The following is a 16,036-nucleotide window of genomic DNA, read 5'->3' on the forward strand; positions in this document are numbered from 1 at the left end:
AAAACGTCTCCCCGCTGTGATAGCAGGAAGAGCGTTGTTTATTCCGCTGCCAATGCCTCGTCGAGCGCCTTGCACGAAGGCGCGCAAACCGTCTGGGATTTTCCGAGCACCTGGCGGGTGCGCAGTTGCGAGCGAATGCGGTGCTTGCCGCACATGAAGCAGGACATGGTCGCGCCGCTGAACGACGCCGAGGCGCGAAATGGCGAACCCGGCGTCTTGGTCTTGTAGCGCAGGCCGTCCGCCACCACTGCCGTCTTCACTTCACCCTTCGCCATGCGTCTTGTCCTTGTTGTTTGGTTCGGCACTGCGCATCGCGCGTGCAATGGCTTCCCTGGCGCTGACTTCAGCCGCTAGAGAAGCGTCGAGCGCCGAGCGGCACAGCCCGGCGTGTTGATAGTTGAGATTTTCGTAGACTTCGGACGCGGCCGGATAGGCATCGAGCAGGCGGCCCAGATCGGCGCCCTGTTCGACATCTTCAAACTCGTGGACGAGGTGCTCGACCACCGAGCGGTACTGCTCGGCGCCGACGGGCACGGGGCTGTGCTCGAGCTTCTCCAGCAGTTGAGCCAGCACGTGGGTCACTGCCAGATCGGTCTTGGGCGACGGATTTCGGGTCGTGTTCATGGTTTGCATCTGGGGGCAGCATACGCCTATGCAAGTGGCTGCTCGTACAGGGATGTCTCGGCCTCCCCTGCTTTCTGCGCCACCTGCATCCGCTGGAGCAGGCTGTGGAGCATCTCGGTCGACAGACCGTGGATCACCAGCCGGTGCCCCGCGCGCAGGGTGGACAGCGGCACCAGCGGATGCTTGTTGTTGACCAGGATCAGGTGTTCGGGCGCATCCAGCAGGGTCGCCGTGTAGATGCCGATGGTTTCGTCCAATTGCAAGGAATTGGCCGCGCGCCAGAAATCGTTGTCGGTCAGCATCAACTGGTAGAGCGGCGTGAAAAGCTCGATGGCGCTTTGCAGGTCGAGAAAGTTGAGCTTGCCGTGCGGCATGTCTTCCAGCCGCAGCCCCGGCTCCTTGATCATCGAGAAATCGACCTTTTCGGCCTTGCACAGCGCCAGCCCCTTCTCGCGCAGCGCCGTGTTCAGGCGAATCACGAAGTTGAAGAGGTTCAGGTCGTGCTTGAGGAACATCTCGTCCTTCAGCGCGTCGATGTCCGCCGGCTCGAGCGGGTTCGTGGCCACCGGCGCAGGCGAATTGCGCCCGATGAAGGCCAGCACCTGCGAACCCAGGTGAAAGTGCCGCAGGATCAGCCAGTTGGCCTCGGGCGACACGAAACGCGTCAGCCCCCAAGCCAGGAAGCGGTGCAGCAGCTTCGAGTGCGACCAGTTGCGCGGCACGAACACCTTGACGATCTGGATCAGGATGATCGTCAGCCGCGCCAGCGGCCGTAAAAAAGGCAGCAGGTACTGCCGCGAGCCCGAGCTCGAATCGGCCAGCCACGCCGACTTGACGTTGTCCGGCAGCGGCGTGCTCTGGTCGAGGTAAAGCGCGAGCCACGGGCTGGGGTCGCGCTCGTCGTGTGCCTGGGTCAAGAATTCAGGCGTTCGGCTCATGGGTCATTCGCTCCGTGATGTGCTGGAACTGCATCAGATACAGCGCGGCCGTGTGGCGCGCCGTGTCGATGATCTGGCGGGCGGCGCGGGCCTGCCCTTCCACGGCCATGACCATCTCGACCGCCACGAGCCAGCGGCTCAGGTGGTTCTCGTCGTTGTGGCCGTGGTATTCGAGAAAGCGGAAGGCATCGGGCGGCAGCTTCAGGCCCGCCTTGATGAGCGGCAGCAGCGCCGGCACGATGCGCTGGCCCGTGCCTTCGATGATGTAGATGGCGCCCAGCAGGCCGATCGGATCGCGCGTGGCAGCCAGCCCGTGCAGGTAGGCATTGAGCGCCTCGCCGCCCGGGTTGCGGCGCAGTTCACCGATCTGCTGGACCGTGCCGCCGGCCTTCTTGTAGTCGTCGAACAGGATATTGAAGTCGTTCTGCTCTTCGCCTGCATGCACGTCGATCAGCGAGGCCAGCATCTGGTACGGCTCGCTCAGCGAGGCCGCGCCTTCGCGCATCCACAGACTGCCTTCGCGCACCTGCGGCACCCACTGCTCCATCCAGTTCAGGTAGTCGGGCAAGGCGAAGCGGCGCTCGCGGATCTGGCGGATCAGCGGCGTGCGCCATACGCGCGAGCGGTAGTCGTGCCAGATGGCAGCCAGTTCCGTCAGCAAGGCGCCGAGGCCTTCGGGCGCGGCGGCCGGATCGTGCGGGGGCGCGATGACGAGGTCGTCGTCGGGCACCGCCGCAGCCGTTGCACGGAGCGCCACGGCGGTTGGTACCGCATCGACCGCCTCGACTTCGAGCAGCATGTACGCCGCCATGAAGCGGCCCGACTCGGGCACATAGCAGAAGATCTGCTCGCCGGGCTTCAGCGTCTTGGTGTGCAGGAATTCGGCCAGCATCACGAGGATCGACGCCGCCCCCGTGTTGCCGCGCCATGCCAGGTTGCTCCACCAGCGTTCGCGCGGAATCGACAGGTCGGCCTTTGCCATCAGGTCTTCGACCACCGGAATGAATTTTTCCGACGAGTAGTGGCACAGGAAGTGATCGACCCGCTTCGGATCGACCCAGCCGTCGCGCACCAGCCCCGCGTATTCGTGGATGCCGATGTCGAACAGGTGCGGCAGCAGGCGGATGTCCTGCCGCAGCGACAGCGCACCGGCAGCTTCCGCCTCGGCCCACGAGCCGAAGTCGAGGTGGCCGCGCGCACGGTCTTCGGTCAGGCCGAGCTGCATGCAGACCGGGTAATCGCCCGAGAACGCACGCTGATGCACCCACTTCAGCTTCAGGCGCAGCCCTGGCACGCCGGCCAGTGCAGGCGTGCCATCGGACAACAGCAACGCGCCCGCACCATCGGACAGCATCCAGCGCAGGAAGTGCGAGTCGAAGTCGGTCTCGTAGCCGCGCGCCGCAAAACGCGAGCGCTTGAAAAGCCGCGACGGCATCTCGCTCGCCACCGCCATCGCCGTGCGGTGCGCGCCCAGCTCGATGCCCTGCGCGGCCGTCTGGATCGCGGAGACACCTGCGGCGCAGATGCCGTGCACCGAATGCGTTTCCATCGGCTGCGCCGCAAGTTCGCCCTGGATCATGTTGGCGAAGCCGGGCATCAAGGTGTCGCCACCCGACGATCCGCTGGCCAGCAGCGACACGCGCGACAGCTCGGCCCCGCCGCGCCGCAGGCAGTCGCGGATCGCGCCGGCAGCCAGTTGCGCATTGGTGTGCTGCGTCACGCCTTCGGCGTCGATGGCGTAGTGCCGCGTCAGGATGCCGTTCTCCGCCAGGATGCGCCGCTTGATGCGCTCCGACATGCGGTTGAGCGGTGCGATGTACGCATCCATGCGCTCGTTGGGAATGGGTTCGCCCGGCATGAAGTAGCCGGCGCTTTCAAGGTAGACGCGTTGAAATGGAACAGGCATGGGTTCAGGTAATTGAAGAATCGGGAGGCATCAGCGAGCGGCTGCGAAAGCGCGGCCACACGGCCCCCAGCACGAACACCCGCAGCATGTACGGCACCAGCCCGCCCTCGTTGAGCACGGGCGCAACCCGCGCGCGGTAGCGCGTGTGATGCAGGTGCGTGAGCTCGGACCAATGGGCATGCGGGTTCTCGTGATGTGCGGTGTGCAGGCCGATGTTGAACAGCAAGGGGTTCACCAGCCCCTCGAAATTGCGCGCGTAGTTCAGTCCGCTCCCAGGGGTATCGTCCAACGCCTCTTTGCGCGGCGTCTTGCGGCCGTCCGCATGCGCGTGTTGCAGGTAGTTGGTCGCCAGCAGCCAGTGCAGGCCATGCAACTGCGGCACGATCACGAACAGCAGCGCCTTGCGCCAGTCGAGCGCCAGCAGAGCGGCCCAGCTCGCCAGCCATAGTGCGTACTGCGCCATGCAATAGCGCCAGGCGCCGGGCTGATGCTTGCGCAGCCTCGCGAGCCAGTCGAAAAACACCGGCACCAGCACCCAGACCGCCTGGAACGGGTGCAGCAGGTAGCCCCACAGATGGTTCGTGTCGCCGCCGAAACGGTAGGTGCGCGCCACGTCCTTCGGCCCGTGTCGGTAGCGATGGTGATTGGCCACGTGCGCGGGCCAGAACACGAAGGTCGGGTGCCCTTGCAGCAGCGTGATCCAGAAGTCGGTCAGCCGGTTCATGCGGCGCCCGCGCCACATGCGCAGGTGCACGTGGTTGTGGTGGATCACGCCGATGCCGAGCGTGAGGAAGAGCATCAGCGCATACAGCAGCACGTTGAAGCCGTGCACCCACTGCCACGCCGCGAGCGCGGGCAGCGCCACGAGATAGGCCAGGCTCTGCCAGTCGCGCCAATGCCGAAGGCGCGGCAAGTGCGGCAGGCGACGGCGCGCGTCAGGCGGTCGCGCCATGCTGCTCTGTTTGGGGTTGCTGCTGTTGCCTTTGCAGTTGCTTGTCGCGGAAGGCCTGGAAAAGTGGCTCGGCCGCGTCAGCCGCGATGCGGGTGCGGAACAGCCGGTCCATGAAGGTGAACTGGAAACCGTAGTTGCCGTTGTGAACGGCGTGGTGCAAATGATGGCGGCGGCTCGCGGCAAACCAGTGGCTGTACGACACCCGGGTGAAGAAGTCGTAGTTCGAGTGCCCGACGCAATTGAAGAAGAGGCTGAACACCGGCACCGCCGCCAGCGACCAGAAGCTGAAGTCGTGCACCACCATCGGCAGCAGGATCACGTTGCCCAGCATCAGCGCTTCGATGGGATGAAAGCTGTACGTGGCCCACGGCGTGGTCACGAACGAACGGTGATGCGGTCCGTGAAAGCGCCGCAGCAAACGCGTGTGCAGCAAACGATGGTTGATCCAGAAATGCACGTCGTTCCAGACCGCGAGCACCAGGATCTCGACGGCGATCTGCCGCCAGCCCGCATCAGCATCGAGCCGCGCCCAGCCCAGTTGCAGCAAGCCCCACGGAAACACCATGCCGAGCCCGAAGATCAGCACCGAGATGCTCGACTGCCCCAATTCGCGCCGCAGTTGCCCCGGCTGCAGCGGCCGCGGATCGAGCGCGCGCCCGATGCCGAGCGCCGGCAGCACCCGCTTGGTCAGCAGCCAGGTGATGCCGCCGAAACCGAAGTAGATGCCGCCGAAAAAAAGCACGCCCCACAGCATGACCTGCAGGGCGGACAGCGAAGTGAAGGTCTGTGCCATCCCCCGAGGCTACAACAGCATCTCGGGAACGATCGGCGCAATGAGCATGTTGTAGAAGCGCTTGAAGAAACCCGACTCGGGTTCGGCGGTCAGGATCACCTCTTTCTCGCCGTCGTTGGTCAGCCACTGCAGCGTGCCGGTGCCCTTGGCCAGCCTCAGCCGGTAGGAGTTCTGCAGCTTGCTGATGTTGATGACGCGCAGCATCTCGCGCGCCAGTTGCGGGCTGTCGACCACCAGCCCCATCTCGGTGTTCTGGCTGGCCGAGCGCGGATCGAGGTTCATCGAGCCGATGAAGATGCGCTCCTTGTCGATGGCCGCGGTCTTGGCATGCAGCCGGCCGAGCGACTTGCCGAACATGCCGAAGCGCTCGCCCGCGCTGGTGCGCTGCGGGCTCAGCTCGTACAGGTCGGCGCCGCCTTGCAGCAGCCGCTCGCGGTAGCGCGCATAGCCGGTGTGCACCAGCGGCTCGTCGTTGGCGGCCAGCGAATTGGTCAGCAGCGTGACCTTGATCTTGCGCCTGGACAGGTCCTCGAATGCCACCATGCCGCGCTCGCCCGGCACGAGGTACGGCGAGGTCAGGTCGACCTCGGACTTGGCGTCGAGCAGCAAGGCCCACACCTTCATCGTCACGCTGGTGGAGATGGCCTCGTCGGCCGTCATGGTTGCGGGCTTGGTGGGCGGGTCGGCAATGGCGCTGGCCACGCCCCACAGCAGGCCCATGCGGCCGCCATCGAGTTCCTCGGCGATGGGGCCGTAACCCAGGATGTCGGACGGCGGCAGCACGATCTTCGGCGGCGGCGCGGCCATGCCGACCCAGTTGTCGAAGTCGTCGGTACCGGGCTTGTGGCCGCCCTCGCCCGTCACGATGTCGGCGATGGGCCAGACCTGCACGCTGTTCCAGTAGGCATCGAAGATCGATTCGAGCTGTGGCACCACCTTGCCGACCACCAGCGCGTCCATGTCGATGAAGTTCTGCGCCTCGCTCAACACGAAATATTCTTCGGCGATGTTGCGCCCGCCCACCACCGCCATCACGCCATCGGCAATGAAGAGCTTGTTGTGCATGCGGTGGTTGAGCCGGTTGATCTCGAACGGCGAGGCCACGAAGCGCGAAAGGAGTCCGTTGCGGCCGCAGCAGAAGGGGTTGAACAGCCGCACCTCGACATTGGGCGTTTCGGACAGCGCCAGCAGCAGTTGCTGGCTGTTGACGGTGTACAGGTCATCGACCAGCACCCGCACTTTCACGCCCCGGGCCGCGGCTTCCCGCAGCGTGCGCAGCAGCAGGCGGCCGACGGCATCGTTTTCAAGCTGGTAGTACTGCACCACCAGCGAGCGCTGGGCGCGCTGGGCCAGTTGGATGCGCGCGTCCAGCGAATAAACGCCCAGCGGCATCAGGCGAAAGCCCGAATGTTCGCCGGGCGGCGTGGAGGCGGCGGCGATCTTCGCCAGCGGGGTCGACGGATCGGCCGGGGCCGCCTGCTCGGCGGGCCGCTCGCGCGCCGGGGGCAAGGAGCCGCAGGCGCCGAGCGCCGCAATCAGCACGCCCGCAAGCGCGATGCGCAGAAGATAAATACAGGCGTTCATGAGGGTGGTTCCTGTGCTTCGTTTTTGTCAGCCGTTGCCTTGAATACGCCCACCGGTCGAAGCCGGTTTCACATGCCCCTTCGAACGATGCGGAGCCTAGAATTCGCCCCAAACCGCTTCGGAGTTACATCATGGCCCGATCGACCTTCTCGCGCATCGCCTTGATGACAGTTTTTGCAGCCCTGGCCCATCCCGCCTGGGCCGCCCTGGACATCGGCGACCCCGTGCCCCGGTTCACCGCCAACGCGGCGCTGGGCGGCAAGACCTTCCGCTATTCATTGGCCGACGCGCTCTCCAAGGGGCCGGTGGTGGTGTACTTTTTTCCGGCGGCCGATTCCAACGACTGCTCGATCGAAGCCCATGCCTTCGCCGAGGCGGTCGACCAGTTCACCGCGTTGGGCGCCACCGTGATCGGCGTGTCGGCGGACGACATCGGCACGCTGGCGAAGTTCTCGGTCAAGTCCTGCCAGAACCGCTTTCCCGTGGCGTCGGACGAATCGAAAGCTGTGATCCAGGGCTTCGATGCATTGATGCAGACGCGGCCGGATTTTGCCAACCGCCTGTCGTACGTGATCGCGCCGGACGGCAAGGTCGCCTACTACTACCAGAACCTGAATCCGGACAAGCATGTGGAACGCATGCTGAACGCGGTGCGGGCCCTGCCAAAGGCCACGGCGGCGAAGTAAGGACAGCCGGCCCGGCGGCCACGGATTCCGCGTGCTTCGCGCAAAATCGGGCCCCATGCAGCTCAACTACATCGCCAACGCGGACGTTCCGTCCTCCTCCGGCCGCACCCTGCCGGTCATCGACCCCTCCGACGGTCAGCCCTTCGACGAAATCCAGCGCAGCAACGCGGCAGACATCGACTCGGCCGTGCGCGCCGCGCGCGACTGCTTCGAGGGCGTGTGGCACAAGGTCAGCGGCGCCGACCGCAGCCGCCTGCTCTACAAGCTGTCGCAAAAGATCGCCGAGCACGTTGACGAACTCGCGCTGATCGAGCAGCGCGACTGCGGCAAGCCGGTGAAGCAGGCGCGCGCCGATGCGGTGGCGCTGGTGCGCTATTTCGAGTTCTACGCCGGTGCCTGCGACAAGCTGCACGGCGAGACCATTCCCTACCAGGACGGCTACAGCGTCTTCACCTGGCGCGAGCCGCACGGCGTGACCGGCCACATCATTCCGTGGAACTACCCGATGCAGATCTTCGGGCGCAGCGTGGGCGGTGCGCTGGCGGCGGGCAACGTATGCGTGGTGAAGCCGGCCGAAGACGCCTGCCTTTCGCTGATTCGCGTGGCGCAACTGGCGGCCGAAGTCGGCTTTCCGGCCGGCGCGCTCAACATCGTGACGGGCTACGGCCATGAAGTGGGCGACGCGCTCGCGCGGCACGAAGGCATCGACCACATCAGCTTCACCGGCAGCCCGAAGATCGGCACGCTGATCCAGCAGGTGGCGGCCGAGCGGCATTGCCCCGTCACGCTGGAGCTGGGCGGCAAGAGCCCGCAGATCATCTTTGCGGATGCGGACCTGGACGCGGCCATTCCGGTGGTCATCAACGCCATCGTGCAGAACGCCGGCCAGACCTGCTCGGCCGGCTCGCGCGTGCTGATCCAGCGCGACATCTACGAGCCGCTGCTCGAACGCCTGGGCCATGCATTCGAGGCTTTGCGCGTCGGTCCGGCGGCGATGGACCTCGATGTCGGTCCACTGATCCGCCAGGCGCAGCAGCAGCGCGTGTGGGATTTCTTGAGCGATGCGCAGCATGCCGGCATTCCGATGGTGGCGCAGGGTGTGGTCGTCGAAGAGGCGCCCGAAACCGGCTTCTACCAGGCCCCCACGCTGCTGCGTGACGTGCCGGTGAATCACCGGCTGGCGCAAGAAGAAGTGTTCGGTCCGGTGCTGGCTGCGATGCAGTTCGCCGATGAAGACGAAGCTGTCGCACTCGCCAACGCCACCCAGTTCGGCCTCGTTGCCGGCGTGTGGACGGCCGACGGATCGCGCCAGTTCCGCATGGCCAGGCGCGTGCGCAGCGGGCAGGTGTTCATCAACAACTACGGCGCGGGCGGTGGCGTCGAGTTGCCCTTCGGCGGCGTGAAGTCGTCAGGCTACGGCCGCGAAAAGGGCTTCGAGGCGCTGTACGGGTTCACCACGCTGAAGACCGTGGCCGTCAAACACGGCTGAACGCCGGCTCGCGCCGGGTTCAGCCCAGCGCGGTGTCGAGCAGCATCATCAGCACGAAGCCGATCATCAGCCCGCTGGTGGCAAAGGCTTCATGCCCCTTGCGGTGCGACTCGGGAATGATCTCGTGGCTGATCACGAACAGCATCGCGCCCGCCGCAAAGCCCAGGCCCCAGGGCAGCAGCATCACCGAATGGCCGACCACGGCCGCGCCCAGCACGGCACCCAGCGGCTCGACCAGACCTGACGCCATGCCGATCAGCACCGCGAACATCCGGCTGTAGCCCGCCGCCAGCAGCGCCACCGCCACGACCAAGCCTTCGGGCACGTCCTGGATCGCGATGCCGGTGGCCAGCGCATCGGCCCGCAAGCCGTTGTTGGCCGCATAGCCGACGCCGATGGCCAGCCCCTCCGGCACGTTGTGCAGCGCAATCGCGAACACGAAGAGCCAGGTGCGGCGCAGTTGCTTGGCCGACTGTCCTTCGCGCCCCTTGATGAAGTGCTCGTGCGGCAGCACGCGGTCCATCACCATGAGCACGAGACCACCCAGCAGGATGGCCGAGCCGATCACGCCGCCGGCAGCCCACGGGCCGCCGCCGAAGACGCCCACGTTCTTCGCCGCTTCCAGCCCGGGAATGATCAACGAGAAGGCGCTGGCCGCCAGCATGACGCCGGCGCCGAAGCCGAACAGCGTGTCCTGCAGCCGCTCCGGCAGCTTCTGCGAGAACACCACCGGCAGCGTGCCGAGCGCGGTGGCCAATGCCGCCACCGAGCCGCCGAGCAAGGCGTTCCAGACGATCGGGTCGGCGCGCACGAACTGCCAGAACTGCGACACGAGCACCAGCACGCCGGCGGCGACGATGGCCAGCCCGATCCATTCGCGCACCGAATACGCCGGCCGTGGCCGCACCGGTACGGCAAGAAGCTGCTGCTGTTGCGGCTCGTCGTTCATTCGTGCGTCCTTCAGCCGCCGATGGCTGCGGCGTAGCGCCGGGCCACCTCGGTCCAGTTCACCACGTTGTAGAAGGCCGCGATGTATTCGGGGCGGCGGTTCTGGTACTTGAGGTAGTACGCGTGCTCCCACACGTCGAGCCCCAGGATCGGCGTGTTGCCGGAGCCGAAGCCCAGCATCAGCGGGCTGTCCTGGTTGCCGCTGCTTTCGACGGCCAGCTTGCCGCCCCTGGCGACCGACAGCCAGGCCCAGCCGCTGCCGAAGCGGGTGAGCGCGGCCTTGGTGAAGGCCTCCTTGAAAGCGTCGAAACCGCCCAGGTCAGCGTCGATGGCCTTGGCGAGCGCACCCGTGGGAACACCGCCGCCGCCCTGGCCGGCGGGCGCCATCACGGTCCAGAACAGGCTGTGGTTGGCATGGCCGCCGCCGTTGTTGCGCACCGGCGCGCGCAGCGCCTCGGGCAGCTTCTCGACGCCGACGATCAGTTCCTCGACCGACAGGCCTTCGTGCGGCGTGTCCTTCAGGGCCGCATTCAGGTTGTTCACATAGGTCTGGTGGTGCTTGCTGTGATGGATTTCCATCGTCTGCGCGTCGATGTGGGGTTCGAGCGCATCGAAGGCATAGGGCAAGGCTGGGAGGGTGTACGGCACGGTTCGGAAGCTCCTTGGTTGGAAGAGCCCTTTGCGTTGTCCACGTGCTGCGTACTCAGGCGTCCAGATGATAGTAATTCGCATTGGCGACGTCAAGACATCCATGCATCCGATGGCGCAAACCGGCCAGTGCCCGCAGGCACCTTGTGACGGTCGATACACTGCACGCGGCACCTCTTTCCGGGAGATACAACATGCGTCTCGCAGACACCTCCGTCACGATGAAGCTCAAGAAAAGCGCCCTGCCCCTTGCCCTGCTGCTCTGCGCCGGCCTTGCCGGCGCGCAGACCGCCACGCCGCCGGCCGGCGAGTACATCTACGAGGGCGGCAGCGGCGCGTTGCGCGTCAAGCCCGACGGGCATTTCAACATCACCACCATCGGCGCCAACGCCCACACCTGTGCCCTCGACGGCGCCATCGTGCGCGGCAAGGCCAAGATCGGCGACTCGGGCTGCGTGGTGAACTTCGCCACCAGCGCCGACAAGGTGCAGGTCAGCACCAACGGCGCGGAGCAGTGCCGCGAAAACTGCGGCATGCGCGCCGGCTTCGAGGGCACCTACACCCGCCCCACCCCGGCCTGCACCGACAAGGCCGTGGCGAACTCCCGCAAGGCCTTCAAGCGCCAGTACGACGCCAAGGACTACTCCATCGCCCTGGCCACCCTGTCCCCCGTGCTCTCGGAATGCGACAAGACCCTCGACTGGATCACCAAGGGCTGGATGCGCAACGACATCGCGCTGACGCAGTTCAAGCTCAATGACCGCGCGGCCTGCCTCAAGACGCTGCAGCCGCTGGCCGAGGACGCCGCCCGTACCGACGACGGCATCAAGGACAACTACCCGCCCGCCGACGCCGAAATCTTCCTGCCCGTGGTCCGCGCCACGCGCACGAACCTGAAGCTCTGCCGCGGATAGCCTCGCTGATCACCCGTGCAGGGCAACAGGCGGCACCCAAGACCGCCGTGCCGAATTTCCATTCACAACAAGACGGAGACAACACCATGAAGTTTTTCAAGCGCAGCCTCTGCGCAGCCGTGCTGGGCCTGGCCCTTCCCCTGCTTGCCGCAGCACAGGCATTGCCCACGGCAACGCCCGAGCAGGTCGGCCTGTCCACCCCGCGCCTGCAGATGCTCAGCGACGTGCTCAAGGCCGACGTGGCCGCCGGCAAGATCCCCGGCGCGGTGCTGCTGGTGGCGCGCCAGGGCAAGGTCGCCTGGTTCGAGCCGGTCGGCAAGCTCGACCCTGCCAGCGGCGTGGCCATGCCGCGCGACGGCATCTTCCGCATCTATTCGATGAGCAAGCCCATCACCACCGTCGCGGCGATGATGCTGGTGGAAGACGGCCGCCTGAAGCTCGACGACCCGATTGCCACCTACCTCCCCGAATACGCCCGCATGACCGTCGGCGTCGAAAAGCCGGGGCCTGAGGGCAAGCCGGTGCTCGACACCGTGCCCGCGCGCCGCCCGATCACCGTGCAAGACCTCATGCGCCACACCTCGGGCCTGACCTACGGCTTCTTCGGCCCGGGCATCGTCAAGCAGGCCTACAACGCGGCCAACCTGGGCGCAGACGATCCGACCAATGCCGAGTTCTCGCAACGGCTCGCCAAGCTGCCGTTGGCCTACCAGCCCGGCACGACCTGGGAATACAGCCACTCCACCGACATCCTCGGCCGCGTGGTCGAGGTGGTGTCGGGCCAGTCGCTCTACCAGTTCGAGAAGAGCCGCCTGCTCGACCCGCTGGGCATGAAGGACACCAGCTACTACGTGCCCGAGCCGGCACGCCAGCCGCGCATTGCCGAGCCGCTGTCCAATGACCGCAGCTTCGGCGTGGGGGCCGACTTCAACGACCCGCGTGTCGTGCGCAAGCTCGAATCGGGCGGCGGCGGGCTGGTGTCGACGGCGAGCGACTACGCCCGCTTTCTGCAGATGCTGCTCAATGGCGGCTCGCTCGACGGCAAGCGTTACCTCGGGCCGCGCACCCTGGCGCTGATGACGGCCGACCATTCCAACGCCGGTGCCGGCATCGTGCCCGGCCCGCTCTACCTGCCGGGCCCCGGCTACGGCTTCGGCCTGGGCTTTGCCGTGCGCCGCAACGACGGCGAGGCGCCCTACCCGGCAGCCGGCGGCGAATACAACTGGGGCGGCGCGGGCGGCACCTACATGTGGGTCGATCCGAAGAACGAGATGTTCGTCGTGCTCATGCTGCAGTCGCCCAAGTACCGCACGCACTACCGCAGCCTCACGCGCGACATGGTCTACGCGGCCATGCTCAAGTAGCCTGCGCTGCGCCGGCCCTTGGTCGATGGCGCAAAATCGGCGTTCGCCTCCACCATGAAGAACAGCAGCAGCACCGTCATCCCGATCACCGAGGTCGGCCATTTGCGCCCCGCCGTTGCGGTGCCCGAAGTGGCCGTGCCCGCCACCGGCCTGCTGCTCGACCGCCTCGGCCGCCCCCTGACCGACCTGCGCATCAGCGTGACCGACCGCTGCAACTTCCGCTGCAGCTACTGCATGCCGAAGGACGTGTTCGACAAGGACTACAAGTACCTGCCGCACAGCGCGCTGCTGAGCTTCGAGGAAATGACGCGCCTGGCCCGGCTGTTCGCGGCGCATGGCGTGCGCAAGATCCGACTGACCGGCGGCGAGCCGCTGCTGCGCAAGAACATCGAGCGGCTGATCGAACAGCTCGCCGAGATCCGCACGCCCGGCGGCGAGCCGCTGGAACTCACGCTCACCACCAACGGATCGCTGCTGGCACGCAAGGCCGCCGCACTCAAGGCCGCGGGCCTGCAGCGCGTGACGGTGAGCCTGGACAGCCTCGACGACGCCGTGTTCCGCCACATGAACGACGTCGACTTTCCGGTGGCCGACGTGCTCGCCGGCATCGACGCCGCGCAGGCCGCGGGCCTCGGGCCGATCAAGGTCAACATGGTGGTCAAGCGCGGCGCCAACGAGCAGGAAATCCTGCCGATGGCACGCTACTTCCGCGAGCACCACGGTGGCAGCGTGGTGCTGCGCTTCATCGAATACATGGACGTGGGCGCCACCAACGGCTGGCGCATGGACGAGGTGCTGCCCTCGGCCGACGTCATCGCACGCATCGCCGCCGAATTCCCGATGGTGCCGCTCGAGGCCAGCACGCCCGGCGAAACCGCCCAGCGCTGGGCCTACGCGGACGGCGGCGGCGAGCTCGGCGTGATCAGCAGCGTGACCCAGGCCTTCTGCCACGACTGCAGCCGCGCGCGCCTGTCGACCGAAGGCAAGCTGTACCTGTGCCTCTTCGCCAGCGCCGGCCATGACCTGCGCCCGCTGCTGCGCGGCACCGCCAGCGACGACGAGATTTCATCCGCCATCGGCCACATCTGGCAGGGCCGCGCCGACCGCTATTCCGAGCTGCGCGCGCTGCGCGGCCCGGACAACCACCACAACGACAACGACAGCAATGCCAACGGCAAGGCACCGCGCCGCGTCGAGATGAGCTACATCGGCGGATGACGCAGGCGACCGCCATGCCTGCGCATGCCATCGCACCCGCCGACATCACCGGCCTGCTGCTGGCCGGCGGACGTGGCAGTCGCATGGGCGGCGTCGACAAGGGCCTGCAGCTTTTCAACGGCGAGCCGCTGGCACGGCATGCGATGCGAAGGCTGGCCCCGCAGGTCGGGCAGCTCATGGTCAATGCCAACCGCAACCTGGCCGAGTACGAGGCGTTCGGCGTGCCAGTGTGGCCCGACAGCCTGGCCGACTACCCCGGGCCACTCGCAGGCTTCCTGACCGGCCTTGCGCACTGCACCACGCCCTGGCTGCTGACCGTGCCTTGCGACACGCCGCTGTTTCCGCTCGACCTGGCGGCCCGCCTCGCCGAAGCGATGGCCGCCAGCGACGCCGAGATCGCCATGGTCAGCGCACCGGAAGCCGCAGCCGACAACGCCACGCCGCCCGTGCTGCGCCCCCAGCCCGTCTTCTGCCTCCTGCGCGCCGACCTGCACGACAGCCTGCGCCGCTTCACCGAAGCCGGCGGCCGCAAGGTCCACGCATGGATCGCGCAGCACCGCACCGTGACCGTGCCCTTCGACCGGCCCGGCGACGCGCCCGACGCCTTCTTCAACGCCAACACCCTGGCCGAACTGCACGCACTCGAAAACCGATGAGCCGCATCGCAGACATTGCCGCCGCCCTTGCGGCCTATGACGCCGCCGACCTGAGCGTCGATGCGGTGCACGCCTTTCTTTCAGAACTGACCGCATCGGCCGTCGTGACGCAGCGCGAGAGCGTTCCGCTGTTCGAGGCCCTGGGCCGCGTGCTGGCCGAAGACATCGTCTCGCCCATCAGCGTGCCGCCGCACGACAACTCGGCAATGGACGGCTATGCCTTCGACGGCGCCGTGCTGCCGCAGGACGCGCCCATCGACGCCTCCATCAACCTGCGCGTGGTGGGCACGGCGCTGGCCGGCTCGGCCTGGCGCGGCGCGCTCGGCGCTGGCGATGCGGTCCGCATCATGACCGGCGCGATGATGCCGGCCGGCCTCGACACCGTGATCCCGCAGGAGTTCTGCAACGTCAACGGCGACCGCGTGAGCTTTCCGGCCAAGGTGCTGCGCCGCGGCGACAACCGGCGCTTTGCTGGCGAAGACCTGATGCAGGGACAGCCTGCGTTGCGACGCGGCGAGCGGCTGTCGCCCGCCGCGCTGGGCATGGTCGCCAGCCTCGGCCTGCCGGACGTGCCCGCGCTGCGCCGGTTGCGCGTCGCCTACTTCTCGACCGGCGACGAAATCCTGAGCCTGGGCGACGCACCGCGCGAAGGCGCCGTGTACGACAGCAACCGCTACACCGTGTTCGGCCTGCTCACGCGGCTCGGCTGCGAAGTGATCGACCTCGGCCTCGTGCGCGACGACCCCGCCACGCTGGCCGCCACGCTGCAACGCGCCGCGCGCGAAGCCGATGCCATCGTCACCAGCGGCGGCGTCAGCGCAGGCGCGGCCGACCACACGCGCGACGTGATGCAGCAACTGGGCGACATGGCCTTCTGGCGCGTGGCCATGCGCCCCGGCCGGCCGCTGGCCGTGGGGCTGATTCCGCGTGAAGAGGCCTCGTCACCGCAACCCGCCGTGCTGTTTGGCCTGCCGGGCAATCCGGTGGCGGTGATGGTGACTTTTCTCGCCTTCGTGCGGCCGGCGCTGCTGCGCATGATGGGGTGCCACGAAGCCGCTGCGGCACCGCCGCCGCTGCTGCGGGCACGCAGTGCGAGCGCGATCCGCAAGAAGCCGGGCCGCACCGAGTACCAGCGCGGATTCGTCAAAGCCGTGGCGGGCTCAATGCCCGAGGTGTGCGTTGCGGGCAACCAGGGCTCGGGCGTCCTGAGTTCGATGCTCGAAGCCAACGGGCTCGTGGTGCTGCATCACGACCAAGGCCCCGTCGCAGCAGGCGACGAGGTGGACGTGATGATGTTCGACGGGGTGATCTGACCC

General features: G+C 67.0%; 16 protein-coding genes. 7 read left to right on the forward strand and 9 right to left on the reverse strand.

The features are described from left to right. Window positions 1–38 precede the first annotated feature (38 nt). The 7 genes from ACSFB7_RS01655 to ACSFB7_RS01685 are packed head-to-tail and all read right to left on the reverse strand — an operon-like array spanning window position 39 to window position 6,797. Window positions 39–275, reverse strand: a complete 237-nt coding sequence (locus ACSFB7_RS01655; protein ID WP_187109700.1) for a hypothetical protein — start codon at window positions 273–275, stop codon at window positions 39–41. Continuing rightward, window positions 262–633 carry a hypothetical protein gene (locus tag ACSFB7_RS01660; protein ID WP_435466448.1) on the reverse strand — a complete coding sequence of 124 codons (372 nt, stop codon included), beginning with the start codon at window positions 631–633 and terminating at the stop codon, window positions 262–264. Before ACSFB7_RS01660 ends, ACSFB7_RS01655 begins: the two co-directional genes overlap by 14 nt. 17 nt (window positions 634–650) lie before the next feature. Continuing rightward, on the reverse strand, window positions 651–1,562 hold the full coding sequence (locus tag ACSFB7_RS01665; protein WP_435466450.1) for a DUF6999 family protein: 912 nt from the start codon (window positions 1,560–1,562) through the stop codon (window positions 651–653). Next, complete coding sequence (locus ACSFB7_RS01670) at window positions 1,546–3,468, reverse strand: iron-containing redox enzyme family protein (RefSeq protein ID WP_435466452.1); 1,923 nt, start codon at window positions 3,466–3,468, stop codon at window positions 1,546–1,548. Before ACSFB7_RS01670 ends, ACSFB7_RS01665 begins: the two co-directional genes overlap by 17 nt. Window positions 3,469–3,472: 4 nt before the next feature. Next, entirely contained in the window at window positions 3,473–4,420 is a 948-nt protein-coding gene (locus tag ACSFB7_RS01675; protein WP_435466454.1) for a fatty acid desaturase, read from the reverse strand. After that, complete coding sequence (locus ACSFB7_RS01680) at window positions 4,404–5,213, reverse strand: sterol desaturase family protein (protein WP_435466456.1); 810 nt, start codon at window positions 5,211–5,213, stop codon at window positions 4,404–4,406. Before ACSFB7_RS01680 ends, ACSFB7_RS01675 begins: the two co-directional genes overlap by 17 nt. Before the next feature lie 9 nt (window positions 5,214–5,222). After that, window positions 5,223–6,797, reverse strand: coding sequence for a phospholipase D family protein (locus ACSFB7_RS01685; RefSeq protein WP_435466458.1), 1,575 nt, complete (start codon window positions 6,795–6,797; stop codon window positions 5,223–5,225). A gap of 131 nt (window positions 6,798–6,928) precedes the next feature. On the opposite strand from ACSFB7_RS01685, the gene ACSFB7_RS01690 reads away from it, so the two are divergent. Both ACSFB7_RS01690 and ACSFB7_RS01695 read left to right on the forward strand, forming a co-directional pair. Beyond that, the gene (locus tag ACSFB7_RS01690; RefSeq protein WP_435466460.1) at window positions 6,929–7,483 is read left to right on the forward strand and encodes a peroxiredoxin; all 555 of its coding nucleotides are present in this window, start codon (window positions 6,929–6,931) and stop codon (window positions 7,481–7,483) included. A 55-nt stretch (window positions 7,484–7,538) separates the two neighbouring features. Next, entirely contained in the window at window positions 7,539–8,972 is a 1,434-nt protein-coding gene (locus ACSFB7_RS01695; protein WP_435466462.1) for an aldehyde dehydrogenase family protein, read from the forward strand. 19 nt (window positions 8,973–8,991) lie between these two features. Here ACSFB7_RS01695 and ACSFB7_RS01700 read toward each other — a convergent pair whose 3' ends face one another. After that, window positions 8,992–9,921 carry a ZIP family metal transporter gene (locus ACSFB7_RS01700; RefSeq protein WP_435466464.1) on the reverse strand — a complete coding sequence of 310 codons (930 nt, stop codon included), beginning with the start codon at window positions 9,919–9,921 and terminating at the stop codon, window positions 8,992–8,994. A gap of 11 nt (window positions 9,922–9,932) precedes the next feature. Next, window positions 9,933–10,568 carry a superoxide dismutase gene (locus ACSFB7_RS01705; RefSeq protein WP_435466466.1) on the reverse strand — a complete coding sequence of 212 codons (636 nt, stop codon included), beginning with the start codon at window positions 10,566–10,568 and terminating at the stop codon, window positions 9,933–9,935. 194 nt (window positions 10,569–10,762) lie between these two features. On the opposite strand from ACSFB7_RS01705, the gene ACSFB7_RS01710 reads away from it, so the two are divergent. From ACSFB7_RS01710 to moeA, 5 genes are all read left to right on the forward strand, one after another. Next, window positions 10,763–11,482 carry a hypothetical protein gene (locus ACSFB7_RS01710; RefSeq protein ID WP_435466467.1) on the forward strand — a complete coding sequence of 240 codons (720 nt, stop codon included), beginning with the start codon at window positions 10,763–10,765 and terminating at the stop codon, window positions 11,480–11,482. An 86-nt stretch (window positions 11,483–11,568) separates the two neighbouring features. Continuing rightward, complete coding sequence (locus ACSFB7_RS01715; protein WP_435466469.1) at window positions 11,569–12,846, forward strand: serine hydrolase domain-containing protein; 1,278 nt, start codon at window positions 11,569–11,571, stop codon at window positions 12,844–12,846. A 54-nt stretch (window positions 12,847–12,900) separates the two neighbouring features. Continuing rightward, on the forward strand, window positions 12,901–14,064 hold the full coding sequence (moaA, locus tag ACSFB7_RS01720; RefSeq protein ID WP_435466471.1) for a GTP 3',8-cyclase MoaA: 1,164 nt from the start codon (window positions 12,901–12,903) through the stop codon (window positions 14,062–14,064). Between the two features lie 14 nt (window positions 14,065–14,078). Continuing rightward, window positions 14,079–14,720: a molybdenum cofactor guanylyltransferase MobA gene (gene mobA / locus ACSFB7_RS01725; protein ID WP_435466473.1), complete on the forward strand. Its 642-nt coding sequence runs from the start codon at window positions 14,079–14,081 to the stop codon at window positions 14,718–14,720. Then, window positions 14,717–16,033 carry a molybdopterin molybdotransferase MoeA gene (moeA, locus tag ACSFB7_RS01730; protein ID WP_435466475.1) on the forward strand — a complete coding sequence of 439 codons (1,317 nt, stop codon included), beginning with the start codon at window positions 14,717–14,719 and terminating at the stop codon, window positions 16,031–16,033. Before mobA ends, moeA begins: the two co-directional genes overlap by 4 nt. The last annotated feature ends 3 nt before the right edge of the window (window positions 16,034–16,036 follow it).

Origin of the sequence: Variovorax raffinosi (assembly GCF_051216615.1) — a bacterium.
Classification (GTDB): Bacteria; Pseudomonadota; Gammaproteobacteria; order Burkholderiales; family Burkholderiaceae_C; genus Variovorax.